Raw genomic sequence first — 24,795 nt, 5'->3', positions numbered from 1 at the left:
TTATCTATCTTAAATCCATTTCATTTTCGTTTTGCTCTCCATCCTCATCTTGAGGAGTCATCGCTTTTAAAGCGGTTTTATAGTCTAGTATAGAATCAGACAGTCTTTTATCCTGAACAATTTCTAAACTGGTATTTTCAGCACTAGCGGAAGTTTCTCCATTGGATAATAAACGAGAAATAAATGAAATCAGACGCACAAATAAATCTAAAGAATCCCCTAAAGCTTGCCAAAGGATAGAGCTGCTTCCTCTAGCCTCATGAGACAATTGAGTTAACTCCTCTGTAACCGGTTCTGTTTTCTCACCTCTCTCTAACTTCTCATAAGCATCGCCACATCGCTCAACAATATGAGTGAGCATATCGAGTTTATTGGGATCTAATTTTTTCAATGCATTAAGATCTTTATGATGTGCAATCATATCAAGTTGTTTTAAAATGTTTGCACCTCTTTCCTTCAAGTCAAGCATAAAATCGTTCTTGTTTTCTTTTTCTAAAGCTTCGGCAAATGAATTATATAGTTTGATATAATGATTAACTGCCAAATTTTTAAACTCATCTACAGCATTTATTGGTTCATTTTTAGTAATCTTACTTTTCAATTGTTTATATAAACTCAGACGAACGCCCATCCCTGATTCATGTGCACAAGAACTCAAGGAATCCAGAAATGCGCGCATTAATTCTTGTTGCTGCCTGTCTTTTTTTGCATTTCCTGTAAACCATTCGCCAAATAGAACATCGGCAATCTCTTGTTGAATGGAGCTATTTATCAGTAGGCCATTGAGGCGATTAAAACTTTCCAATTTTCTTGTATGTAAAGCAATCGCTTTATCTAATAATCCATCGGGATTTAAGTAATCCTTATAGATTTCTACTAATTTTTCTTTCTCATTTTCTTTAAATGCACGAATGTCACAAGCCAATTGAGGCGCCACGCCTTGTAATCGAGCGGCAACTTGATTTTTAACGCGTTCAAAAGGAGAAAGTAGTGTGTAATCTTGGATGGGACTAACAATCACACTGTGATCTCGCCTTGTACCATTCTCAGGTTGGATTTGAATAACTTGCTGATTCGTGATGACTTCTTTCTGACCGATACGACCATCAGAAACCCCAACAAAGTCCAACATTCCCCGTGCTGCATAACCAAGTCGATTAGGGTCCCTCACATCATGAGGTTCAAACACATGATTGTAGGTATACTGCCTACTATAATGGACTCCTCCAAGCGAAGCATGATAAAGTGCCTGTATTTCTGGATAATCATCAGGACTATCCCACATGTTCTTCTCGTTATCCTCATCATCAAGTTGATTTCTAGTATTTGCATCATAGCCAGAAAGCAATAAATGAGGACAAGCATCAACAAGATCATCCCATGTTTTTACGTTTTTTAAGGTTGCCTTATAAAGAGTATGCCAATCTTGATTACGTTTTATCTTTTTACTTGCATCCAAATGGCCACTAACTGTTTGTATCTTAATACCTTTACCATCAGATCCGGTGATGGTAAAATCGGTCACTAAACCGCCTTTATTGTATCCAGAGCCACCTTTTAATCGACTCTCTTCACGTCGTGCCTCAACAACATGAATCGAACTAATTATCAGATCCTTTTTGTAAATAATAAATGAGGTAATTCCCGTGTTATGATGGAATTGCGTTCCAAATTTAGTATGAGTCGCCATTTGAGACAAGCATTCTATTGTATACCCCTTGGGAGTTCGACTTTCTAATTGCTCTTTGGTTTTATTAAAATCAGTTTCCTGACAATTAACGATAAAAAAATCAGCTTCATCCTTTATAAGTAAATCAGTAATTTGTTGACTGGCTACGGACCCAATTGCATCATTGCCACAATTTGCTGTAATTGCACGGTATTTAAAAGACATCTTCACTCTCTGGATAAAATTATAAAAAAATTTTTAACTAATAATATAGATTAAATAACATGAGTTCTAAATAAACTCAGTTCGATATCTTTATTTTTATATCGAACTCACGTTAAATAAACGTTTGAGTGAATTTTATCCTATTCATTGATATATCATCACTGCTAACAAGAAATTACAGCACGCAACGTTCTAATTTCTTCAGTTCGACACTTATTCTGCAACATAATTACTGCATCAAATAATTGTTCTACTTCCCCTTTTTCAGCCCAGAAACTTTGAAAAGCTAAAGGATACATTGCCATAATATCTTTTCTAGAAATTTCAACAGAACCTTCTATAACATTTAATAATTGGTTTAAAAGGAAAACCTTATCCTTCGTTTTTTCATCGTGTAAACTGATATGTCTTCCAAATGTATTTAATTTATACTGAATGAGCGTTGACAAATAATTTTTTGCTTCATCGACCTTCATCGTTCTAATCACTGCACTGTAATCACAGCGCGTAAATAGTCGATGATGTTGAGGTTCTTTTTCATCATTGATGATGTTTGCATACTTCTCATGCTGCTTTTGACTCGCCGTTGCATCTTGCTCCAAATCCGGCTTATTTATATTAAACCATTCTTTCACTTTTTGTTTTTGATTTTGAGGCATCACTTGCCATAAGATATCCAAAGCGGTCAGAACTACTGCTGTTATTGCAAAAGCAGAACCAGCTGCAGGAGCAACAGCAGGGAAAAGCATCACAAAAATAACTGCTCCTAAAACTGTCGTTAATAAACTCAGAACAAATGCATTATTAAAAGTAGCTTGAATATAATGTGCCTGTTGGATGCTTCCTTTAGGTGACTCAGAAACTCTATGTAAATTTAATCCAAACATCACTAACTGACTGGCTAAACCAACAATTAAACTGCTAAAAAAGAACCAGGGGCCTGCAGCAAAGGTAAAACTTAGAATTTCAGATAATGCTGCCCCATAAAGCGAGATGCTCGCTAAAGTAGCGCAAGTCATAGAAGTAATAAAAAAGAACCACCGATCAAAATTCCTATTATTGGCTCTTGCAAGTTGATATCCATTGGCCATGGCATTCAGAGTTAATAAAAAGCCTATAAAAGGCAACATGATATAAAACAACGGTGATGTGCGAAACGCTGCTGATAATCTTGCATCTGCCATAGTGGCAAATAAAGCCATTTCCTGTGTTTCTCGAATGTATGCAATTACTTTTTGGAAGTAAGTCACAACCAGATCCTCCTGATATTTTTATTATTAGTCCTTTTTTTAAATTTAGAATAAGTATGTCCGCAAAACCGTCATCCCGAACAAAGCAAGGGATCTCCTTGGTTTAGCACAATGCCACATCAGGGAGATCCCTCGCTTTGTTCGGGATGATGTCTTATTCACTTAATGTGAGTTATTGTCGCAAATGAGGGAACAGAATAACGTCGCGGATTGACTGTGAATTAGTAAATAACATCACTAATCGATCAATACCTATCCCTTCCCCTGCAGTAGGAGGCAATCCATATTCCAAAGCTTCGATATAATCACTATCAAAATGCATCGCTTCCATATCCCCTGCATCTTTTTCTGCAACTTGTTTACGAAAACGTTCTGCTTGATCCTCTGCATCATTTAACTCAGAAAAACCATTGGCAATTTCACGCCCGGCAATAAAAAATTCGAAACGATCGGTCAACTCCGGATCCTGATCACTGCGGCGTGCTAATGGTGATATTTCTGTAGGATAACCTGTGATAAACGTAGGCTGAAACAGTTGGTGCTCAACGGTTTCTTCAAATAAGATAATTTGCAATTTTCCTATACCGTCAGTTTCCTTATAGGGTAGCTTTTTTTCTTCCAATAAAGTGCGACAGGAAACTACACTTTCTAACTGCTTCACATTGATTTCAGGATGATAATGTAAAATTGCCTCTTTCACGGTCATTCGTGCAAATGGCTTATCAAAATCAAGAATTTGACCTTGATATTCTACCTGACGTCTTTCTAATACTGTATTACAAAGATAACGTATCATTTCCTCAGTAAAATTCATCAAATCCTTATAGTCTGCATAAGCTTGATAAAACTCAACCATGGTAAACTCAGGATTATGACGAGTTGAAATGCCTTCATTACGGAAATTACGATTTATTTCGTAAACACGCTCAAAACCACCCACAACGAGACGCTTTAAATAAAGCTCAGGTGCAATACGTAAATACATGGTCATATCCAAGGTATGATGATGGGTCACAAAGGGACGCGCCAAGGCACCACCAGGAATAGGATGCATCATTGGAGTTTCAACTTCCAAGAAATAATTCTTATCCATAAATTGTCTAAGCGCTTGAATTAATCGCGATCTTATTAAGAAAGTGACGCGACTTTCATCATTAGCAATTAAATCCACATAACGTTTGCGATATCTCATTTCTTGATCGGCCAAGCCATGAAATTTGTCCGGTAAAGGCCGCAATGATTTGGTTAATAATTCAATACTCTCTGCATTTACTGTAAGCTCACCTGTATTTGTTTTAAATAATTCTCCACCAACACCAACGATATCCCCCAAATCCCAATGTTTAAACTGTTCATACTGTTCTGGAAGATCATTAGCTCGAATATATACTTGTATGCGTCCAGAAAAATCTTGAATATGAAAAAAGCTCGCCTTACCCATAATCCGTCTTAAAACGATTCGACCTGCTACAGATACTTTGATATGTTTCTGTGCTAATGTTTCTTTATCTAATGAGTCATACTCTTTTATGAGTTCCTGAGCTAAATGTTCACGGCGAAATTGGTTTGGAAAATTAAAACCTTGGGCTCTTAGTTCTGCTAATTTTTGTTTACGAATATGGTAAACTTCACTTTCATCTAAATGTTCTACTTGTTCTTCAGTCATGCTGCCCTACTCCTGCCTTTAAACTGGCTTCAATAAATTGATCTAATGCACCATCCAAAACAGCTTGGGTATTACTTGTTTCAACACCAGTACGTAGATCTTTAATACGAGATTGATCCAAAACATAAGAACGAATCTGGGATCCCCAACCTATATCAGATTTACTGGCTTCTAATGCTTGCTGCTCTGCATTTTTCTTTTGCATTTCCAATTCATACAACTTAGCACGCAATTGCTTCATAGCCTGATCTTTATTGCGATGTTGACTTCGATCAGTCTGACATTGTACCACAATACCGCTTGGTGCATGCGTTATTCGTACCGCAGAATCAGTTCGGTTTACATGCTGGCCACCCGCTCCAGAAGCTCGGTATGTATCAATGCGTAAATCAGCTGGGTTAATTTCTATATCAATATCATCATCTATTTCAGGTGAGACAAAAACCGCAGCAAAAGAGGTATGGCGCCTGTTTCCTGAATCGAAAGGTGACTTTCGTACTAAGCGATGCACTCCTGTCTCAGTACGCAACCACCCAAAAGCATACTCACCTTGAAAATAAACAGTAGCGCTTTTAATACCGGCAACATCTCCAGGCGAACATTCAATAAGTTCCGTTGTAAATCCATGTTGCTCACCCCAGCGCAAATACATGCGTAATAACATCTCAGCCCAATCCTGCGCTTCAGTACCACCAGATCCGGATTGTATGTCCAAATAGGCATTGGAATCATCCATTTTCCCTGAAAACATACGCCGAAACTCTAAATCAGCTACTTTTTTTTCTATGGTCTGTAATTCTTCATTAATTTCATTGATTGCTTGCTCATCATTTTCTTCACGAGCCATTTCAAATAATTCATTCAAATCAGTAATGGATTGACCTAATTGAGTTAGAGTAGAAACAAGAGCCTCAAGCTGAGTTTGCTCACGGCCCAATGCTTGGGCCACATCAGGATTATCCCAAATCGTAGATGACTCTAATTCACGAACAACTTCTTCCAAACGCTCACGTTTCGCATCAAAGTCAAAGATACCCCCTAAGTGCTGATACTCGCTTATCTAGATCCACTAGATTAAGGCTAATTTGATTCACTTCTAACATATAATGTCTCTTAAAAAATAGTGATTAGGTTAATGCCTCATAATGTAGTTGATGCAATAAAACTGAATTTAGATTTAAAAAACACAAATTTCTTAGATCCGCTTCATGGCATACAATCTACGATTTTACATGAGCATAGCCAAAGATAAACCGCAGATTTTACCGTGAAAATAAGTAAAAAAACAGCGGCGTTATTTCTTCTAGAGTGAAACTTAATTCAAAACCAAACTCACAGAATTAATTTCTGTTCCCTTTTTCATAAATTGCCCCTTGAGTTCTGTCTCTTCAGTCCCTATGTTCGTTTGTACAGGAGAAAAAAATCCCAGAGTCCTACTAATTACATGTTTCGGCACCTCTTTTTTTCTTCTTTCTAGTACGTTCAGCGCATCCTCAGCTAAAGTTTTAGGAGAATCTGTATATAAATTTTCAATTAGATTATGCTGAGATACTTTGATAAGTTGCAGCAAAGATGATTCATGCATCTCTGTAATTGCATTATTAATAAGCTTTTTTAATGCCTCACTCCTCTTCGCATGCTTTGTCATCAAATTTTGAATTTCACTTTGAGATTTCCCGCATAATTCCGCTGTCATTGGGTATTCTACAAACGTATCATTTTCTTGTAATATCAACATAGCAATTGTTGGTAATAATTCTGTTTCAAGAACATTATTTGGAGAAAACTGTTTTGTAATTGGATCAACATGTCGATCAAAACGTTCAAAGCCTGCTTCCGCTAATTGATCACATAATTTCAAAAGCTTTAGGGTAGTGATCGCTGTATTTATCGCATCAAGATGCTCTTCTTCTGTATATTTTTGAGCTTCAACAGCCAGCTCATTATTTTCATAATTGGCTTCCATGTCTTGTGTTTGCTCATAGAAGATAGAATTTTCATGGTGACGTTCCGAGGTATGTGCTAACGTTATCGTCATTCCTACATAAGAAGCAAGATTAGTATCGACTTTATGGGGAATTTCTATTGGATAATGTACTAAATCACCTTGCTGATATAATTCATCGCTGATTTCTTTGATACCTGTTTTGCCTTCAAATACTGCCTTTCTAGAAGATTTCTCCCCCGATACGCCATCTTTACTGGTAGGAACTAAATTAAAGCGATTAAATAAAGGACCATCTTCAGTTTTTGCATACTGATGATTCCTAAAACCGCCCATCAAAAATCGAGAAGCAAGTTGCCAACTATGTTCATGAATGTGATTCTCATCATCTCTTATTTTTCGATTCAAGTTACTGATTACATAACCAGGTTCCTCACATTGAGCCACCATATTATATGTATGCAATCTTAAAACCCATTCATGGGGTACAGCTCCTTTCATAAGGATCAACTTATCAAATAAATCACTTCTTCTCGATAAGGAAATAGATAATTTGATTAGCTCTGGAGTATCTCTGATCTCTTCTAATAAACAAATAATATCATCAAGCGTAAGATCGTTAATATCTTCAGCCAAAGCATTGGAGGTAGGATCTTTCAAGTAATTGAGCTGATATCGTTTTGCTATTTGATCGTGTATTTTTTTATAACTTTTAGGCATAAACATCACCATAAACTAAGTTTCAATTTAAAACTATTTACCAAGTGCTAATTATATATACTTGTTGAAAAAAATTAAATCCAATATTTGAGGGGAGCTTAAAAATCTATTTGCATGAAATTTAATTAAAACTAGGAATAAAAATTTGATAGATAGTTAGTATTAAGTCTAATTTCCTTCATTTATTCCGGTAAGCGTGATTTTATACGATGTGTTGCCTGGCTAAGAATTTGTGAAACACGAGATTCACTCACTCCTATAACCTCTCCAATTTCTTTTAAATTTAAATCCTGCTCATAATATAATGACAAAACCATTTTTTCTTTATGAGGTAATCCACGAATAACTTCGGATAAACGTTTCAATAAGTCATTACGAAATACATTGACATGAGGTTCAGTAGAGGCACATTCCTCATCTATTTGTAGTGCGTCATCAGTAACCCCTAAATCTTCAAAACCATATAAATGGCTGCTGACGGAATCTTGCAGCATTTCATGATATTCTTCCAGTGACACACCAAGTTCCGCAGCAATCTCTGAATCCTTAGCCTCTCTTCCTAATCGATGCTCCACATATTTAACGGCTTCAGAAATCAGTCGCGCATTTCGATGTACTGAACGGGGGACCCAATCATTACGTCGTACCTCGTCAAGTATGTAGCCTCTTATACGAATTCCTGCATAAGTTTCAAATGAAGCACCCTTTGACGAATCGTAATGTCTCGCCGCCTCCAACAAGCCAAGCATTCCAGCTTGGATTAAATCATCGAGTTGTATCCCTTGAGGTAAGCGTCCCAATAAGTGGTGAGCTATGCGTTTAACCAACAAAGCATGATTTTTTACCAGCGTTTCTTGGATTTGCTGGTTGACTTTGCTATAAGCAGCCAAAGCATCCACAATAATCTCCTTAAAATTCACCTGTTATCAAACGCTCTAAAAAGAAGCTGGTATTACCACCTAATAAAGAACTAGGTGACCATTCAGATATCTCTTCTGCCAACCGTTTTAGTGCTAATGCAGAAGCAGATTCAGGATAAGCAATTAACACAGGTTTTTGTATTTTTATCGCTTTATGTATATGTACATCGAATGGAACCCCCCCTAAATAGTCTAGCTGAACCTCCAGAAATTGCTCAGAAACTTTAAATAGTTTATTAAATAAATCTCGTCCTTCTTTCTCATTGCTCACCATATTAGCCAAAATATGAAATCGAGTCCATTCATAACGTTTATTCATTACTTTAATTAAAGCATATGCATCGGTTAAAGAGGTAGGTTCATCACAAACAATTACAATTAATTCTTGTGAAGAACGAATAAAGCTTAATACAGTATCAGAAATTCCAGCTGCCGTATCAATAATCATATAATCTAAGTCATCAGTCAGTTCATTAAATGCATCAATAAGCCCTGCTAACTCTGGGGGAGAAAGTTGAGTCATAAACTCCGTGCCCGAAGCTGCAGGAATAACACTAAGACCATAAGGTCCAGGTAAGATAACATCACTTAAATGACAAATTCCTCGAATCACATGTGATAAATTGTATTTAACATGCAGTCCCAGCATGATATCAATATTTGCTAACCCTAGGTCAGCATCAAGCAACATTACGTTCTTATTAAGTTGAGCTAACCCGACTGCTAGATTAACAGCAACATTGCTCTTGCCCACTCCTCCTTTACCGGCAGAAACTGCTATGACTTGAATAGGTTTTGAATGTGATAAATTTCTCAGGTCAGAAGCTTCATCACTGATGTTTTGCTTCTCTTTAGACATGATATTCTCTCCTAGTACATCATCGTACTTTTTTCATACACTATTTCTGCACAAATTCACTACTTTGACGTATATCCTGCAATAACTGTTCCAACTCTAGTCTGATGAATAACAATCAGCAGCTTTCACGAAATACTGCCCATTCTTTAAGTCATTCATCAAGTTAAAACGATTCGAGATAGCTCATTATAAAAATAAAATGTCTTGGATTTTGACGCAAACCTTGTCAAAATTTCGACTATGTGGATTGTTAAAATCCTGAGAAAACATAGTCAAAAAATTTACTCATTAATTTCTTGCTGACATTTTGCTTGTGCCATGTTTCGGCAATTATCCTGGCAATCCATTTGCTCGGACGTCAAGCATTGGGAGTTAATACAATCTTGAGTCGTATTATTAAGACACTGAGATCTATCGTATTTTTGCGCACCCAAACTATCTTGAGGAATAATTGCTGCAAAAACAGAACACGAAAAAATGAAGCTTAAAAAGACAATTAGAGTTTTCATGATAATTCTCTTTTCAATGGTTTTCTAAATGAATTATAGTCTTAAATATCCCGATTAATTTGCGGACATTAGAAATGTATAGCAAAAAACAAATTCTTTCTAATTTCAGCCGTGGAAAAAGCCCATCTTTTTGCTTACGACCTGATAATGAAGAACAGCTTGCGGATTATATCGCTCATAATCCGCAACAAAAACTACTCGTGCGTGGTTCAGGATTAAGCTATAACGACAGTTGCTTTAATACTAATGGTTATATTATCGACAGTGAACGATTGAATCATTTTATTGACTTTGATTCTCAAACTGGGATTGTTATCTGCCAAGGTGGAGTACCACTTAAAGACTTATTTTTATTGCATCCCGATTTCATTCCTCCAGTTCTCCCTGGCACAGTACATGCTACTGTTGCAGGAGGGATCGCTCATGATGTTCATGGAAAAAACAATCATAAAGCAGGTAGTTTTGGACATCATCTTATTAGTTTTGATTTATTAATTGCTAATAATAAAATTCACTGCAACCGCAACGAAAATAGCGATTTATTTCACGCTACAATCGCGGGCTTAGGACTTACTGGTATTATTACTCGTGCTACTCTCCGTCTTAAAAAAGCCTCCCGGTTTATTGCTGCAAAACACATGCAATTTCAATCACTAAGAGCACTTACTGAATTTATGTTAAGTGATGGAATTCATTATGATTATCAAGTCGCTTGGCTTGATTTATTAAACCCCATGCCACACGCCATCCTGTCTATAGCGAATCACTGTGAGTCTTTTAATATTAAAGAACATAAACCTTATACTGTACCTAAAATTCCTTTTTCTTTGATTAGGTCTTGGAACATGAAATTATTTAATCGATATTTTTTTAAGAGTAAAAAAGAAGAGGAAAAACTCACACTCGAACAATTTAATAATCCACTTGATAAGATAAAGCACTGGAATAGGCTGTATGGCCCTAAAGGATTAATTCAATTTCAAGCGGTTTTTGACACAGAGAATGTAACAACAATCTTAGAGCGTTTCATTCAAATAATGCGAACTTACAATGCGACACCCACGCTTGCAGTACTGAAATTTTTTAATCGATCTGGAGAAGGTTTGCTGTCTTTTTGTAAACCAGGTTTTACTCTAGCAGTAGATTTTATTCATAATTCCGCCGCAAAACAGACCATTTCCATAATGAATCAACTAATCACAGAACTAAATGGTCGCATTTATTTAGCTAAAGATTTACTTTTAAATGAAGCGCAATATAAAAAAATGTATGAAAACCATAAACAGTTTTCAGAAACACTAAAACATCATGCATGTACTATGCATTCTGATCTCGCAACACGATTAGGGATAATAAAATGAGACAACGAACATGGCTTGTTGTAGGTGCATCCTCTATTATTGCGGAAAAATTTGCCCATATTGCAGCTCAATCTGGGCATCAATTATTACTCGTTGGACGTCAGATCAATCAGCTCAATATTATTGCGAATGATATCAGACTGCGATATCAAGTACGCTGTGATGTAATCCTTGTAGATCTAGCGCAGCAAGTTGATAAATTACTTACAGTTCTGCAAAATGAAGAGCGTGAGCTCGATGTGTTTATGGCGCACAGTGATTGCACCGATAACTTGCATTTGAATGCAGAAACAATTACTCAACTTATAAAAACAAACATTTTAACCACTACCTTGCTTATCCACTCTTACTTCAAGCGCCCACAAAAAGAATATCATTTATTGTTTTTAAGCTCTGTTGCCGCATGTCGTGGACGTGCCAAAAACAGTCTGTATGGGGCGAGTAAAGCAAGCATTGAAATTTACCTACAGGGTTTACAACAGGCTGCGCCTAATAATCAGCACATCACTATAGCTCGACTGGGCTTTATTGATACAAAACAAACCTATGGTGTACCTGGAGTTTTTTATGCTGCACCGCCCTATTCTTGTGCAAAAACCTGCCTAAAGGCCCTAAGTAAAAACAAAAGAATGATCTATTATCCTTTCTTCTGGCGAGCAATTATGGCAATCATTACTCGCCTACCCTTTTTTCTTTATAAAAAAATGGGCAACATATGAATGTATTTTTAAATTGCACTGAAACACCTAAATACAGAATAACCAAAACTTGCAGCTGTCCTATAAAAGATAAAGTTAGTGCATTTATTTTAAAATTTTAATCATAGGTAATATTGTTTTAATCAAACCAAAAAACTGTAAAATATAAATAACTAAAATAATCAGCACTAATACATTTAACAGACTTTTAATGGATGGTGGCATAGGAATAAATGTATCTATTAGCCATAAAACCACCCCAAAAACAACAATCACGGCGATTAAATTTAATAATCCAGTAGTCATAATAATCCCTGTTAATGTCCTTTCCTGGATCAAATTATAGCCTATTTACAGACACTTAGGGGATTAATCAATGCTTTTTTCGTTTCATGCAAAACTTAGCTATTTGTGATAATAGTGGCTCTCACTCCCCCTATATCATGAGCGAAGTAGGATACGTGGCATTTATACGGGATCCAGTTCTATACTAAAGGAGGAGATAACTTGTGGGGTGCAATAAAACGATTTTTTACTGGTCATTGGAATAGGCACCATGTATCGGATGTTGATAAGATTGTTAAGAAAATTGATAACGGTGGCTTTAAGGATTCTGCTGAGTTAGTTACTGAAATAGATAATCTCACAATAAGTAAGAAGGCCAATCCGACAGGTGATTTAAAACAACGGCTTAATTTTATTAAGGAAAAAAATAGCGAACAAGAACAAGTACAAACACATACTACAGAAGGAACAGTTCAGCGTTTTTAAACTAAGCTAGGAAAGCCTTATTCTTAAAAAGAACAGTCATTGATTCGCCCAGCCTGGATTCATATGAGATCTATGATGATATTAAAATCACCCCTTTAAATGCGTATTATTATAGTTCACTACTACATAATAAATTGCAATTGTTGCTAAGGCACCAAAAAAACACCAAACTGATCCGAAGGCTAAGGAATAAAAGACTGCTGCGACAATAAAACCTATTGCCGTTACCGCACCAATAATCCACATCCCCCTAATACTGGAAATAAAAAATGGAACGATTACTGCTATGAGGTATGCCATCGTTAAAATTAAATCAAGAGTATAGGAATATAAAACACGTTTAATGGAAGTAATCTCATAAGTTAATGCAAACATAGGATAATTAATATGATGTTCGCTAATCACTGCCGTATGTTCATGAGCAACTAATCGAAATAAAATTTTACTTGCTGCAATAATACCAATGATAAAAACAATAAAGAGTAATTTTTTACGTTTTTTATCATCTTCTAAAAGATACAAACAACCTGATAACCAAATTGGCCAAAAAACACCTGCGAAAAATAGAAACCCATAAACCCCTATTTTGTTTAAAAGACTAATAGAATCACCTTGCATTAAAGTAATCCAAACAATACCTTCTAAAGCCTGCTGTAATGCAAAAAATAAAGGAGTTACAGCAAACAGATATAAAGGATAGGTGCGTGCTTTTAATAAGGAACAAATGCCAACAGCAGAAAGAACACCAGCGGCAGTAAAGCTAGCAGAAGCTGAAAAGCACATAATCTCATCCCTGAAACTATAAGGTATTTGGATAATTCTAGATCCCAAAGATAAATGTCGCAAAAAATTATTTTTTTGAAAACTACAATTTATTACTTGTTTCACATTTATCATTATTCATTAATGAATCATATATTTTTTACCATGGTTAATTGCCATACCACGAGCAAACATTCCAAAAACAGATAAGCCAATTAAAGGATAAAATCCTTTTACACCATTTGATTTATAAATTTGGCTAGTCATGGAACAAATATTCTTTATTCCATAAATAATATACTAGACTTATCTATATTAATGAATAAAACGGGTTGAAAATGAAAAGGATTGCTTTAGAAGAAGCGATTGTTGTTCCTGGTCAAGACTTAATTCTGGAACACAAAAGCCATCCCGAGTTTAGTCAAAATTTAGCTGCTTTAAAAGAGATACATAAGCTACGAGTTGAGAGTATGGATGAAGCGGGGATTGACTTATCAGTACTCTCTGTAACGACTCCAGGATTGCAATCATTAGCGCTGGCATCGCAATTAGAATCGTGCGCCCAAAAGTGGAATGACTACTTAATAGACTGTGTTACTCGATCCCCAAGTCGATTTCGTGCCTTTGCCTGCGTCCCCACTTATGCCCCAGAACTTGCCATCAATGAGCTTGAACGCATTCAAGGTGCTCAAGAAATCGTTGGCTGCCTAATTAATGGATATGATAGCAGTAACTATACACCTGCAAAATATCTGGATGACAAGGCTTATGATGAATTTTGGGGATACATTCATGACAATAACATCCCGGTTTATATACATCCCAGAGGCATTCCTGAAGGAAGAGTAGCTACCTATTCACCCTATCAAGCATTACATGGCTCAACATGGGGATTTCATATTGAAACAGCCGAACATGTTTTGCGCTTAATGCTATCAGGACTTTTTGATAGGTATCCAAACCTTAAAATTATCATTGGACACATGGGGGAAATGCTTGCATTTTGGGCTTGGCGACTTGATCATCGGTTAAAAGAAGAAGGTTGGCGTGAAAAATTAGAATGTAAGAAAACAATTACAGAGTATTTAAATACTAATATATTCCTAACAACAAGTGGTTTCTTTGATACTCCGTCCTTGATGCATGCAATTTCCACAGTTAGCACAGATAGAATCATGTTCTCTGTTGACTACCCTTACGAAGATAACTTAAAAGCAAGCCAATGGCTCGATTCTGTGCAATTGGATGATGAAGATAAAATGAAAATAAGTTACTTAAATGCTGCTAACTTGCTTCATATCTAAATCCTACGAACCTTATTCGATAACAACCTCTTCGTCACGTTTCAGTATGATGAGGTGTTGGGACTGAGTGCTCTATAGCACATGCTTGTTTCTAGTATTAGCTAAGGAACAAATCGTTGCATGGGTACATTTTGCAATTATTGAGTCCGTCAACCGATGTTCATTTAATTGATAAAACTTTATCTCTTCAGTAGCCAACATACTATCGAGGTCTTTCTGGGAGTGTTTTTTTATATTGATCCCTTAAAGTAACTAACTCTTCATCTAAATTCAGTTGTTTTTTATCCACTGTTCGGACTTTGTACCATAGACTAAAAAACAATATTTTATCGATCCATTTGGACCCAAAAGTTAAAAAGATATCGATTTCCTAAAAATAATTAGCTTTGTCGTATGGAGCTATCGCCGTTTTAATGACAGTTATCGTGATATAAAAAGAGCGTTTACTTTATCGTGGTATTGCGGTAAGCCATAAAACAGCAAGAACTTGGTGCATCAAGTTCGGCTCTCGTTTTAAAGAGGTGATTTGCATTGGCTAAAAAGATTAATTTTGAACTTTATTTCATTACATTAATCTAATTAACTTATTGAAATTTATAAGTTATTTGCAATCCTTATATTATATATAAATACATTCGATTGTATTAATTTAAATCTAGATGGTTAAATATATAAAAATACGAAGTATTGTTGTAGAAGGTGGAAGCAATGTCGAAAGATACTATAGAATCGAAAAAAGTATTATTCTATTTTGATGGTACTGGATTAGATGGAACGCAAAATGCTGAAAATATGGAAATTGCTATGGGCCTTAAGAAAGATGAGGTAATCCGGGTTTACTTTCGAGGCTGTTATCATAAAGAAATAGGTAATGGGGTTATTTTTCCCGAAATAGAAAATGTTGCATCCAGAATAAGAAACTCATTTGATAAAGACCAAATTTTAGACTTAGAGGAACTACGTACCACTTTCGGAGATGGCATTTGTAGGATTGAACCTAAAGATTGTAAAAAAATTACAGCCACTGCTATTGGATTAACAGGATTTAGTAGAGGTGGAGTAACTGCTTTGGCCGTGGCACAAAAAGTTAATGACTTAAACATTCCCATAGATATTCTTCCGAATCAACCTGTCCCTGGCCAAGCGCAAGAAAAAAGTTTCCGTTCGCTTTACTCTAAGTATCATGATTTAACTAAGTGCAAAAATATTAGATCAGCTACTACTCTTTTAGCCACTCATAATATGGAAAATGATATTTTACACAATCAATTTTTTTCCCAGATGGTAGCAAAATTTCCAAAGGAAACTAAAACAAAAGTATTGTTAATGCCACATCAAGATCATGGCGATTCGGTTCATTATAGTATTGCAGGCAATCTAACTCGCTGGGAATTACATGAAATGGGCTACGCCAAAGATTTTGATCATGACCGAACTTATAAAGATGCACAAAAACTCTATGAAAGGTATAACGTTTGTTTTACACCTGAAGAATTCAGGCAAAAAATCTTTGGTGCTGATAATTGCTCGATTATTGTTAAAGAACCATTTTATAGGAGGATGATTGAAGAAAAGGCGAAAGAAGCATATCAAACAATAAACGAGTCTTCAGAAACTAAAAAAGAAGAGTTTCCAGATAACCTCAATTTTGAACAACTTAGTGCAATTGCGGCAGTAGGTAACACACAACTTGAACATGAATGGAAAAAAAAGTTTATTAACTTGATTTTAGAAAATAATGATTCTGGTAAAAAATTTACTCAAATTGTCAATAAAACTGAAGACGTGATCCAGTATCTTATTGCCACCACAAAGCGTATTCCAAAAAGCCCTAAGGATCATCCTAGTTGTAAATCTGAATGCATAAAGAAAGAGGCTTTAGAGTATAAAGCAGAGATATTTAAGAGTAGTTACGCTTATTTATTAAACAAAACACCTACCCAACAAGATCAAGAAAAGCTGTTGCAGGAAATTAGTTTAGCAGATCAAACATTTGTTGATAATGCCTTGAGTATTAATAGAAATCTTAGTTTAAAAGCAATGAAAGTAATTACTAATTTTATTTTACATGTTACTGGATTATTTTTGTTGACGAATACAGTAAATTTTGCACTTACTGGGAACTGGTTCTTTTTTAATAAAACACGCTCTGAAAAATTGATGAACTCAACCTCTGAAGAGATAAAGGAACTAGTGCAAGATGGAAAAGAAAAGTTCGCAAGCCAAACATTTAAAGATCATCTTAAAGAATCATTTTTGGATGAAAATTACACTAATCGCATAAATCCAAACCTTCCTTAATGTGTAGTGGTGAATGATTTGAAGATAAAAAAGATAAATTTTCTGATTTTAGGCACAAAGAAGATCAAAAGCAGCATTGTCCCAAATTTGTTTATCCGTTTTCGCCATTTATTTGAAGCTGCTGCTCATCTAGGCACCCTATTTACTGTTTTTTCATGTCCGTTTTGTCTTTCAATAAATCACGAATTTCAGCTAATAAAATTTCTTCTCTTGATAAAGGTTTTTCCTTCTTTTCTTCTTTCTTTTTCAAAAATGAAAAAACCTTTATCACTATAAAAATTGAAAAGGAAATAATCGTAAAATCGATAACTGTTTGCAGAAACTCCCCCCACTTAACTACTGCATCACCCACAGTAAACGCTTTATTAGTAATATTAATTCCACCTAATAATAAGCCAATAATCGGCATAATAATGCCGCTAACTAAAGCGCTGGTTATTTTACCGAAGGCACCACCAATAACTACCGCAACTGCCAAGTCAATAACATTCCCTTTAATAGCAAATTCTTTAAACTCCTGTAAAAACCTCATAATATCTCCGTATCTTCTTTCCATTGACTTAAGGAACTTGTTGTCGTCCTCGCGAAAGCGAGGACCTATTTTTTGAGGGTAAGCATTCATGCATCATATACCGAAAGGCGACATTTGGCACATTAGTGCGAAAATGACAAAACCCTTAAGTCAACAATGCCAGTACACCTTAGGAGCGAGATACCATTTCTCTAATTTCCTTGAGTCTGCTCTCTAAATCAGCTGGAATTTCTCCTCCGCCTTGAGCCATATCATCACGTCCTCCACCTTTACCACACAGATGCTTGACCAAAGCAGCAGCAGTAGGTACTTTACCTAAGATATTTTTACTTACTCCTGCAATCACATTCATTTTATTTTGCCCCAGAGTAAATAAAACAATTACAGCAGACTCAAGTCTCGACTTCAGTTGATCTAAAGTAGTTCGCATGGTTTGATTATCTGCATCATCTAATTGCTTGATAAGTAAGCTGACTCCATTAATTTTCTCTACTTCATTTGCCAGATCGGCGCCCGATTTTTGCACTTTTTCACTTTGTAACTTGGTAATTTCTTTCTCCAAGCTTTTATTTTCAGCAATAAGCTGTCCTACTTTATCGGATAAATTATTCATTGTCGTTTTTAACAAAGAAGCTAATTCATTTAACAGAGCTTGCTGCTCATTAACCCAAGCTAAAGCATAACGACCTGTTATCATCTCGATGCGCCTTACACCACTGGCGATTCCGTATTCAGCAGTAATTTTAAATAACCCTATATCACCCGTTCGTCGAGCATGAGTTCCTCCACAAAGTTCTTTAGAGAACTCCCCCATAGTTAATACACGTACTTCATCAGCATACTTTTCCCCAAAAAGAGCAACCGCCCCGCTTTTTTTAGCAGATTCAATATCCATAATTCGAGTTACTACCTGATTGTTTGCTCGAATTTGCTCATTAACTAAGCATTCAATTACCTGAATTTGTTCAGCAGTCAATGGCTCAAAATGAGAAAAATCAAAACGCGCCCGCTCTGCATCAACCAAAGAACCTTTTTGCTGGACTTGCGAACCTACTACCATTTTTAAAGCAGCATGTAATAAATGGGTTGCTGTATGATTTAATCGAATCGCTTCACGCCGCTCATTATCTATTTGTGCATGAACAAATTGATTCAAAGTAGCCGTACCATCCAACATTTCTCCGTAATGCACTATTGCTTGACCTTTTTTTTGTGTGTCATCGACTCGAAATCGAAAATCGGTGCTTGTCAGCATTCCCTTATCGCCAACCTGACCGCCACTTTCCGCATAAAAAGGAGTATGATCAAGCACCACCGATCCTTTCATTCCTTGATCCAACACTTGAACTTCATTTCCATCTTGAAGCAATGCAATAATTTTTGCCTCGACCTCTTTCTTTTCATAACCATGAAAATCAGATTGGTAATCTAATTGAGTGTTGGTACTATAATCTACAGTAAATTGGCTGGCTGCCTGAGATTGTTCTCTTTGCTGTTGCATTAATTGATTAAAGCCATTCATATCTACATATAAACCTTGCTCTCGAGCAATATCAGCGGTTAAATCAATAGGAAAGCCATAGGTGTCGTATAATTTAAATGCGATTTCTCCTGATATTTCATGGCCACCTAGAGAATGCATTTGTTCTTGCAATAAACGGAGGCCTTGCTCTAAGGTACGAGCAAATTGATTTTCTTCTTGATTAAGAATTCTTTCTATGTGGGTTTTGGATTGAATCAATTCAGGGTAAGCATCCCCCATAACGGTAATTAAAGACCCTACTAACTGTGAAAAAAATGGAGTTGGCAGTCCTAACTTATTACCATGCCTTATTGCCCGTCTAATAATCCTCCTTAATACGTAACCCCGACCTTCATTCCCTGGAAGTACTCCGTCAGCAATTAAAAAAGCGCTCGAACGAATATGATCTGCAATTACTTTTAAAGAAGTGTGATTTAAATCAGTAATAGTTCCAAGCGTTGCAATAGATTGAATCAAGTATTGAAATGTATCAATTTCATAGTTGCTATGGACCCCTTGAACGACTGCAGCAAGGCGCTCAAGTCCCATACCGGTATCCACAGAAGGCTTAGGCAAAGGATGTAAATGACCTTCTTTATCTCGATTAAATTGCATAAATACTAAATTCCAAATCTCGATATAGCGATCTCCATCCTCATCAGGACTTCCCGGAGGCCCTCCAGGAACTTCAGCCCCATGATCATAAAAAATTTCAGTGCATGGTCCACAGGGGCCTGTGTCACCCATAGACCAAAAATTATCTTTTTCACCGCATCGCGAAAAACGTGCTGCAGAAACCTTCATTTCTTTTAACCAAATGTCCTCTGCTTCCTGATCTTCTTTATAAACCGTAACCCATAGACGTTCCTCAGGCAAATGCATCACTTGCGTTAGAAACTCCCAAGCAAACTTTATTGCCTCTCGTTTGAAATAATCGCCAAAACTAAAATTACCCAACATCTCAAAAAAAGTATGATGTCTTGCGGTGTATCCTACATTTTCTAAATCATTGTGTTTGCCGCCAGCACGAACACATCGCTGTGCTGTAACTGCACGTTGATAAGATCGTGTTTCAACTCCTAAAAATACATCTTTAAATTGCACCATACCTGCATTGGTGAATAATAAAGTAGGATCATTAGCTGGAATCAAAGAGCTGGACTCCACTAATTGATGCCCCTGTTTTGTGAAATAATCAAAAAATGCTTGTCTAATTTCAGAACTTTTCATTTGCGAACCAATACCAATTTAAGTTAATTTTAATCTTCAACCTAGAAAAAGCAGTTGCGTCCTTAACGAGCAAGCTAAAGGTGCTGAACCTGCCGTATCCAGACTATGATTCTTCTCCAGCTTGGGGAAGAGACGAACCTTTTAATTCTTTTTTTATCTGAGCAATAATATCCATACTAAATCCACGATAAAGCAAAAAACGCTGCTGTTTTTGCAGCTCATCAAAAGTCAAATTAAGTTGTCCTTTACTTTTTTTCCGCCAAACATTTAAAGCATGTTGAAACCAATTCTCTTGTTCCTGCTGTAAGAGCTGATGAATTAATTCCTTATCAATTCCTTTAGTACTTAGCTCTTGACTTATTTTTAAAGGGCCATAACCCTGACGAATGCGTAAGTGACTGTACACTTCTACAAAACGACAGTCACTTTGCAAATCCATACGTTGACATGCATCCAAAGCTTCTTGAGCTTCTATTGAGCTATATCCTTTCTGTTTTAATTTATCATAAAGCTCTAACGCACTGTGTTCGCGCCTGGATAACAAGCGCACAGCACTATCAAATGCTTCAGTCATCAATAGTCTCAAATTCGTCCTCAGTGGCTGCAAGCATAGGCAGCTTCTTCTCTAAGAGCTCGGTACGAATTTGCTGCTCAAGCGTTGCTGCAATTTGAGGATTATCCTTCAAATACAAACGCACATTTTCTTTACCTTGGCCAATTTTCTCGCCTTTATAACTGTACCAAGCACCTGATTTTTCAATAAGATTGAGTTGCACAGCCAGATTGATAATTTCACTCTCACGAGAAATACCTTCATTATATAAAATATCAAATTCGGTCACTTTAAAAGGTGGAGCTACTTTATTCTTAACTACTTTAACTCGTGTTTCACTTCCTAAAATCTCTTCGCCTTTCTTTATTGAACCAATACGTCGTATATCCAAACGAACAGAAGCATAGAACTTCAACGCATTACCGCCAGTCGTTGTTTCAGGGCTGCCAAACATAACACCAATTTTCATACGAATCTGATTAATAAAAATCACCAAAGTATTGGAGCGTTTAATATTAGCAGTTAATTTACGTAATGCTTGCGACATTAATCGCGCTTGTAAACCAACATGTGAGTCACCCATTTCCCCTTCAATTTCTGCTTTTGGCGTTAATGCAGCAACAGAGTCAACAATAATCACATCTACAGCTCCGGAACGTACCAACATATCAGTAATTTCCAGGGCTTGCTCTCCTGTATCAGGTTGCGAAACCAACAATTCATCAACATTAACACCTAGTTTTTGAGCGTAGCTTGGATCTAATGCATGCTCTGCGTCAATAAATGCAGCAGTACCACCAAGTTTTTGACACTCAGCAATAACCTGTAAGGTTAAAGTAGTTTTACCCGAAGATTCAGGACCATAAATTTCAACAATACGTCCTTTAGGTAAGCCACCAATTCCTAATGCAATATCCAATCCTAATGAACCTGTTGAGATCGCTTCTATATCTCGAGCTACAGTGCTATCACCCATACGCATCACTGATCCCTTACCAAATTGACGCTCAATTTGCGAAAGGGCAGCTGATAATGCTTTTTGTTTGTTTTCTTCCATCATCTTATCCAGGTAGTTACGCAAGATTAAAATTATCACACAGATAGGTATAAGCAGCAAATTGATTCATGAAGTTAGTAAAGGTTTTTCTTAGTCAAAAAAATGCATCATGGGTTCTTTTGAAACTCCAAATACCCATTTTTTCCTAAAAATTCAGGAACATTAATTTTTTAGATAGGAAAGAATACCTAGTAACGCTTCTTGGCATGCAGCTAAACGTATTTCTTGTCTGTTACCTGGATAATGCTTTTTTAAAGTCTTAGGCAACATATCCTCAGCCACCCAACCAAAACATACTGTTCCTACAGGTTTCTCAATACTGCCACCATCAGGACCAGCTATACCTGTAACCGACACAGCAACTTGCCCCGCACTATGCCGTAGCGCACCAACTGCCATAGCTTGAGCAACAGGTTCGCTTACTGCACCATATTTTTCAATCAATCCTGAGGGAACGGACAGCTGTTCCTCTTTAGCTAAATTACTGTACGTGACAAATCCTCGCTCAAACCAAACTGAGCTTCCAGAAATTTCAGTGAGATAACTCGCAATAAGTCCGCCAGTACATGATTCTGCCGTAACTAATTGCCAATTATTTTTTTTTAAAACAGAAGCAATTTCTTCGATTAATTTATCAAAAGAGCTCATAAATATCTAAAATAATCCTGGGTTATGGCTTAAAGCCTTCACCCAGGTTAAAGACTTTATTGATTTTGAGTATTACCAGCTGGTTGATTTTGTGCTGGTGGTGGTGTTGTAGTTGTAGTAGCATTGTCCGCTCCTGCTGTTGGCTGCTTATCTTGCCCACCACATGCAGTTAATGCTAATGCTAAAAAACCTGTTGCAGCAATTAAAGCTAAACGGTTCATATCATTCTCCCTATAAGTTTAATATTTTTTTTAAATCCCTTTTGATTTTAGCAAATAAATTTAAATTCAACCATGACCTATTGATATTTCAAAAAAAAATAGTAAAAAACTATGAGTCTTCCTTGGGTTTTTCGATCAAAAAATTAACAACCCACCTAGCAAATACACCATCATCACACCTTAATTGGAGCGACTTTAACCCTTGCTCATATAATTTTTGATCAAATTTTTGTTTTCGGGCCTCGATTAATGATTGAAAATAAATTTTACTAAATTCAGGGTGACCTTGTACTGTAAAAAAATTATCCCCAATTTGCAGCATATAAAAGGGACAAAATTCACTAGTAGCCAATACCTCAGCCTCTGAAGGAATCTCGATAACCTGATCCTGATGACTCATGATTAGATTAAACTCTTCTAAAGGGGGAAACATCCAAGGCTTATGTTGGGTTATTTTATTGATTGACATTCCTATTCCCCAACCTTTAGTCGATTTTACGACTTTCCCCCCTAATGCTTTAGCAATAAGTTGATGACCAAAACAAATTCCTATTACTTTTTTTCTTGCAGCATGAAGACAACGAATAAACTCTTCAAGTGAATGAATCCAGGATAAATTATCATTGACACCATGGCGACTCCCAGTAATGAGGTAGGCATCGGCTGCATCCATGCTTATCGGAAGCGCGTCATTGCGGACATCATAAACTGTAAAGTTCAAATTAGGAGCAGCTTGATGCAGCAGTTTCTTATACATTTCGGAATAAGTGCCATGCGCCGCAATCAAGTCTGTATCTACCTGATCACATTCTAGTATACCAATATTCATTCTGACTTTTCCCCAAGATTTTTAGCAACAACTTAAGGGGTTACTGCCAATCCAGCAGCTATGCCCTCCAAATAACACTCATCCCCATGTATTGCTGCCATAAGAATATTTCTATATTGCGTCTCACTAAAAGTAATAGGGTTGCTTTGGGCTGAAGGATCTTCTATTGCCAGTGCTGCAATACGTGTTACCTGTTGTGAATCAATTCCAATATCAGCTAAGCAATGTTCAATACCCAGCTCTCTACGTAATTGCATCACCCAATCGATAAATCCATTAAACCCATTGTCCAGATGTAAATATGTAGCCAAGCGATTAATTTTTTGTTCAATTAAGGAGCGATTAGCTCGCAATACATAAGGCATCAAAATAGCATTTAACCGGCCATGATGTGCATCGTAAATTGCACCTAAAGGATGAGCAAGTGCATGCATTGCTCCTAACCCACGTTGAAAAGCTGTCGCTCCCATCAAAGAAGCAACAAGCATATGTGTCCTCGAATTTACATCGTTACCCTCTTTGATCACTCGCGGTAAATGCTCCTTTATTAGCCGTATACCTTCAAGTGCTATTCCTTCCGCCATTGGATGATAAGTGGGGGCAGAATAAGCTTCCAAACAATGTGATAATGCGTCCATACCTGTCGCTGCAGTAATATTTGGAGGTAGCGTCATTGTAAGTTCAGGATCAATAATTACTATACTAGGCAACATCTTAGGATGAAAAATAATCTTTTTTCGTTGTTGCTGAGTATCAACAATCACAGAAGCACGTCCCACTTCTGATCCTGTTCCTGCGGTACTCGGCACTGCGATAATAGGTGCCACTCTGCCACTGTTTACTTGTTTCCAATTATCCCCTATATCTTCAAAATCCCATAAAGGGCGATTTTGCCCTACCATCAAGGCAATAGCTTTACCGGTATCTAAAGCAGATCCGCCCCCCAAAGCGATCACTCCATCATGTTGTCCTTTCATATAAACTGAAACACCGGTCATGACATTGTCACCTGTAGGGTTCGCTTTTACGTCTGAAAATAAAGAAACCTGCAAACCAGCATCACTGCAATGCGCTAATGCTGATTTAACCATTGATAGTTGAGCAAGATGACTATCTGTGACTAACAGAGGAGATTGAATACCTAATGAATAACAAGCCTCAGAAAGCTCGCGTATACGTCCTTTCCCTACACGTATTAAAGTAGGATAATTCCAATTAGCAGTCAATGATAAACTCATTTTTT

At 36.6% G+C, this 24,795-nt stretch carries 24 protein-coding genes; 5 read left to right on the top strand and 19 right to left on the bottom strand.

The features are described 5' to 3' along the window. Nucleotides 1–4: 4 nt before the first annotated feature. The 8 genes from Lgra_RS08665 to Lgra_RS08630 form a co-directional block, all read right to left on the bottom strand. The gene (locus Lgra_RS08665; RefSeq protein ID WP_058498867.1) at nucleotides 5–1,894 is read right to left on the bottom strand and encodes a hypothetical protein; all 1,890 of its coding nucleotides are present in this window, start codon (nucleotides 1,892–1,894) and stop codon (nucleotides 5–7) included. A 164-nt stretch (nucleotides 1,895–2,058) separates the two neighbouring features. Next, nucleotides 2,059–3,144, bottom strand: coding sequence for a hypothetical protein (locus Lgra_RS08660; RefSeq protein ID WP_172468388.1), 1,086 nt, complete (start codon nucleotides 3,142–3,144; stop codon nucleotides 2,059–2,061). 172 nt (nucleotides 3,145–3,316) lie between these two features. After that, complete coding sequence (gene lysS, locus Lgra_RS08655; protein WP_058498866.1) at nucleotides 3,317–4,810, bottom strand: lysine--tRNA ligase; 1,494 nt, start codon at nucleotides 4,808–4,810, stop codon at nucleotides 3,317–3,319. Then, nucleotides 4,803–5,913, bottom strand: a protein-coding gene (prfB, locus tag Lgra_RS08650; protein WP_115385398.1) for a peptide chain release factor 2 whose coding sequence is annotated in 2 segments (ribosomal slippage) — nucleotides 4,803–5,837 and nucleotides 5,839–5,913 — 1,110 coding nt in all. Because the reading frame shifts where the segments join, the coding sequence is not laid out codon by codon here. The genes lysS and prfB overlap by 8 nt, the downstream gene beginning before the upstream one ends. 212 nt (nucleotides 5,914–6,125) lie before the next feature. After that, nucleotides 6,126–7,475, bottom strand: a complete 1,350-nt coding sequence (locus Lgra_RS08645) for a hypothetical protein (protein ID WP_058498865.1) — start codon at nucleotides 7,473–7,475, stop codon at nucleotides 6,126–6,128. 182 nt (nucleotides 7,476–7,657) lie between these two features. Then, the gene (locus Lgra_RS08640; protein ID WP_058498864.1) at nucleotides 7,658–8,374 is read right to left on the bottom strand and encodes an RNA polymerase sigma factor FliA; all 717 of its coding nucleotides are present in this window, start codon (nucleotides 8,372–8,374) and stop codon (nucleotides 7,658–7,660) included. Nucleotides 8,375–8,384: 10 nt separating this feature from the next. Next, nucleotides 8,385–9,254: a MinD/ParA family protein gene (locus Lgra_RS08635; RefSeq protein WP_058498863.1), complete on the bottom strand. Its 870-nt coding sequence runs from the start codon at nucleotides 9,252–9,254 to the stop codon at nucleotides 8,385–8,387. A 281-nt stretch (nucleotides 9,255–9,535) separates the two neighbouring features. Beyond that, entirely contained in the window at nucleotides 9,536–9,763 is a 228-nt protein-coding gene (locus Lgra_RS08630; RefSeq protein ID WP_058498862.1) for a hypothetical protein, read from the bottom strand. 74 nt (nucleotides 9,764–9,837) lie between these two features. On the opposite strand from Lgra_RS08630, the gene Lgra_RS08625 reads away from it, so the two are divergent. Both Lgra_RS08625 and Lgra_RS08620 read left to right on the top strand, forming a co-directional pair. Next, complete coding sequence (locus tag Lgra_RS08625; RefSeq protein ID WP_058498861.1) at nucleotides 9,838–11,124, top strand: FAD-binding oxidoreductase; 1,287 nt, start codon at nucleotides 9,838–9,840, stop codon at nucleotides 11,122–11,124. Further along, nucleotides 11,121–11,843: an SDR family NAD(P)-dependent oxidoreductase gene (locus Lgra_RS08620; RefSeq protein WP_058498860.1), complete on the top strand. Its 723-nt coding sequence runs from the start codon at nucleotides 11,121–11,123 to the stop codon at nucleotides 11,841–11,843. Before Lgra_RS08625 ends, Lgra_RS08620 begins: the two co-directional genes overlap by 4 nt. 84 nt (nucleotides 11,844–11,927) lie before the next feature. Here the strand turns inward: Lgra_RS08620 and Lgra_RS08615 are convergent, their stop codons facing one another. Further along, on the bottom strand, nucleotides 11,928–12,128 hold the full coding sequence (locus tag Lgra_RS08615; protein ID WP_058498859.1) for a Thivi_2564 family membrane protein: 201 nt from the start codon (nucleotides 12,126–12,128) through the stop codon (nucleotides 11,928–11,930). A gap of 171 nt (nucleotides 12,129–12,299) precedes the next feature. Here Lgra_RS08615 and Lgra_RS08610 point away from each other — a divergent pair, with 171 nt between their 5' ends. Next, nucleotides 12,300–12,593: a DUF5617 domain-containing protein gene (locus Lgra_RS08610; protein WP_274519567.1), complete on the top strand. Its 294-nt coding sequence runs from the start codon at nucleotides 12,300–12,302 to the stop codon at nucleotides 12,591–12,593. 87 nt (nucleotides 12,594–12,680) lie between these two features. On the opposite strand, the gene Lgra_RS08605 is transcribed toward Lgra_RS08610, so the two are convergent. Next, entirely contained in the window at nucleotides 12,681–13,376 is a 696-nt protein-coding gene (locus Lgra_RS08605) for a DUF6629 family protein (RefSeq protein ID WP_058498857.1), read from the bottom strand. A 120-nt stretch (nucleotides 13,377–13,496) separates the two neighbouring features. After that, on the bottom strand, nucleotides 13,497–13,622 hold the full coding sequence (locus Lgra_RS18465; protein ID WP_274519565.1) for a hypothetical protein: 126 nt from the start codon (nucleotides 13,620–13,622) through the stop codon (nucleotides 13,497–13,499). Nucleotides 13,623–13,693: 71 nt separating this feature from the next. Here Lgra_RS18465 and Lgra_RS08600 point away from each other — a divergent pair, with 71 nt between their 5' ends. Both Lgra_RS08600 and Lgra_RS08595 read left to right on the top strand, forming a co-directional pair. Further along, a complete protein-coding gene (locus Lgra_RS08600) occupies nucleotides 13,694–14,659 on the top strand; it encodes an amidohydrolase family protein (protein ID WP_058498856.1) in 966 nt (321 codons plus the stop codon). A 792-nt stretch (nucleotides 14,660–15,451) separates the two neighbouring features. Further along, nucleotides 15,452–16,960, top strand: a complete 1,509-nt coding sequence (locus Lgra_RS08595; RefSeq protein ID WP_131743503.1) for a hypothetical protein — start codon at nucleotides 15,452–15,454, stop codon at nucleotides 16,958–16,960. Nucleotides 16,961–17,102: 142 nt separating this feature from the next. Here Lgra_RS08595 and mscL read toward each other — a convergent pair whose 3' ends face one another. The 8 genes from mscL to Lgra_RS08560 all read right to left on the bottom strand — a co-directional run bounded on the left by mscL (nucleotide 17,103) and on the right by Lgra_RS08560 (nucleotide 24,790). After that, nucleotides 17,103–17,492, bottom strand: a complete 390-nt coding sequence (gene mscL, locus Lgra_RS08590) for a large-conductance mechanosensitive channel protein MscL (RefSeq protein ID WP_058498854.1) — start codon at nucleotides 17,490–17,492, stop codon at nucleotides 17,103–17,105. Nucleotides 17,493–17,661: 169 nt separating this feature from the next. After that, a complete protein-coding gene (gene alaS / locus Lgra_RS08585) occupies nucleotides 17,662–20,244 on the bottom strand; it encodes an alanine--tRNA ligase (RefSeq protein WP_058498853.1) in 2,583 nt (860 codons plus the stop codon). A 103-nt stretch (nucleotides 20,245–20,347) separates the two neighbouring features. Further along, nucleotides 20,348–20,818 carry a recombination regulator RecX gene (gene recX / locus Lgra_RS08580; RefSeq protein ID WP_058498852.1) on the bottom strand — a complete coding sequence of 157 codons (471 nt, stop codon included), beginning with the start codon at nucleotides 20,816–20,818 and terminating at the stop codon, nucleotides 20,348–20,350. Continuing rightward, nucleotides 20,811–21,854 (bottom strand): recombinase RecA, encoded by a 1,044-nt coding sequence (recA, locus tag Lgra_RS08575; protein ID WP_058498851.1) that lies wholly within the window; start codon nucleotides 21,852–21,854, stop codon nucleotides 20,811–20,813. Before recA ends, recX begins: the two co-directional genes overlap by 8 nt. 162 nt (nucleotides 21,855–22,016) lie before the next feature. Continuing rightward, a complete protein-coding gene (locus Lgra_RS08570; RefSeq protein WP_058498850.1) occupies nucleotides 22,017–22,502 on the bottom strand; it encodes a CinA family protein in 486 nt (161 codons plus the stop codon). A 56-nt stretch (nucleotides 22,503–22,558) separates the two neighbouring features. After that, nucleotides 22,559–22,723 carry a hypothetical protein gene (locus tag Lgra_RS17990; protein WP_165482855.1) on the bottom strand — a complete coding sequence of 55 codons (165 nt, stop codon included), beginning with the start codon at nucleotides 22,721–22,723 and terminating at the stop codon, nucleotides 22,559–22,561. A 109-nt stretch (nucleotides 22,724–22,832) separates the two neighbouring features. Then, nucleotides 22,833–23,552: a glutamine amidotransferase-related protein gene (locus Lgra_RS08565; RefSeq protein ID WP_058498849.1), complete on the bottom strand. Its 720-nt coding sequence runs from the start codon at nucleotides 23,550–23,552 to the stop codon at nucleotides 22,833–22,835. Nucleotides 23,553–23,584: 32 nt separating this feature from the next. Further along, nucleotides 23,585–24,790, bottom strand: coding sequence for an iron-containing alcohol dehydrogenase (locus Lgra_RS08560; RefSeq protein WP_058498848.1), 1,206 nt, complete (start codon nucleotides 24,788–24,790; stop codon nucleotides 23,585–23,587). Between the last annotated feature and the right edge of the window lie 5 nt (nucleotides 24,791–24,795).

The organism is Legionella gratiana (assembly GCF_001467695.1).
Lineage (GTDB): Bacteria > Pseudomonadota > Gammaproteobacteria > Legionellales > Legionellaceae > Legionella > Legionella gratiana.
Note: the sequence above shows the minus strand (reverse complement) of the source record. Positions and strands in the feature narration are given on the sequence as shown.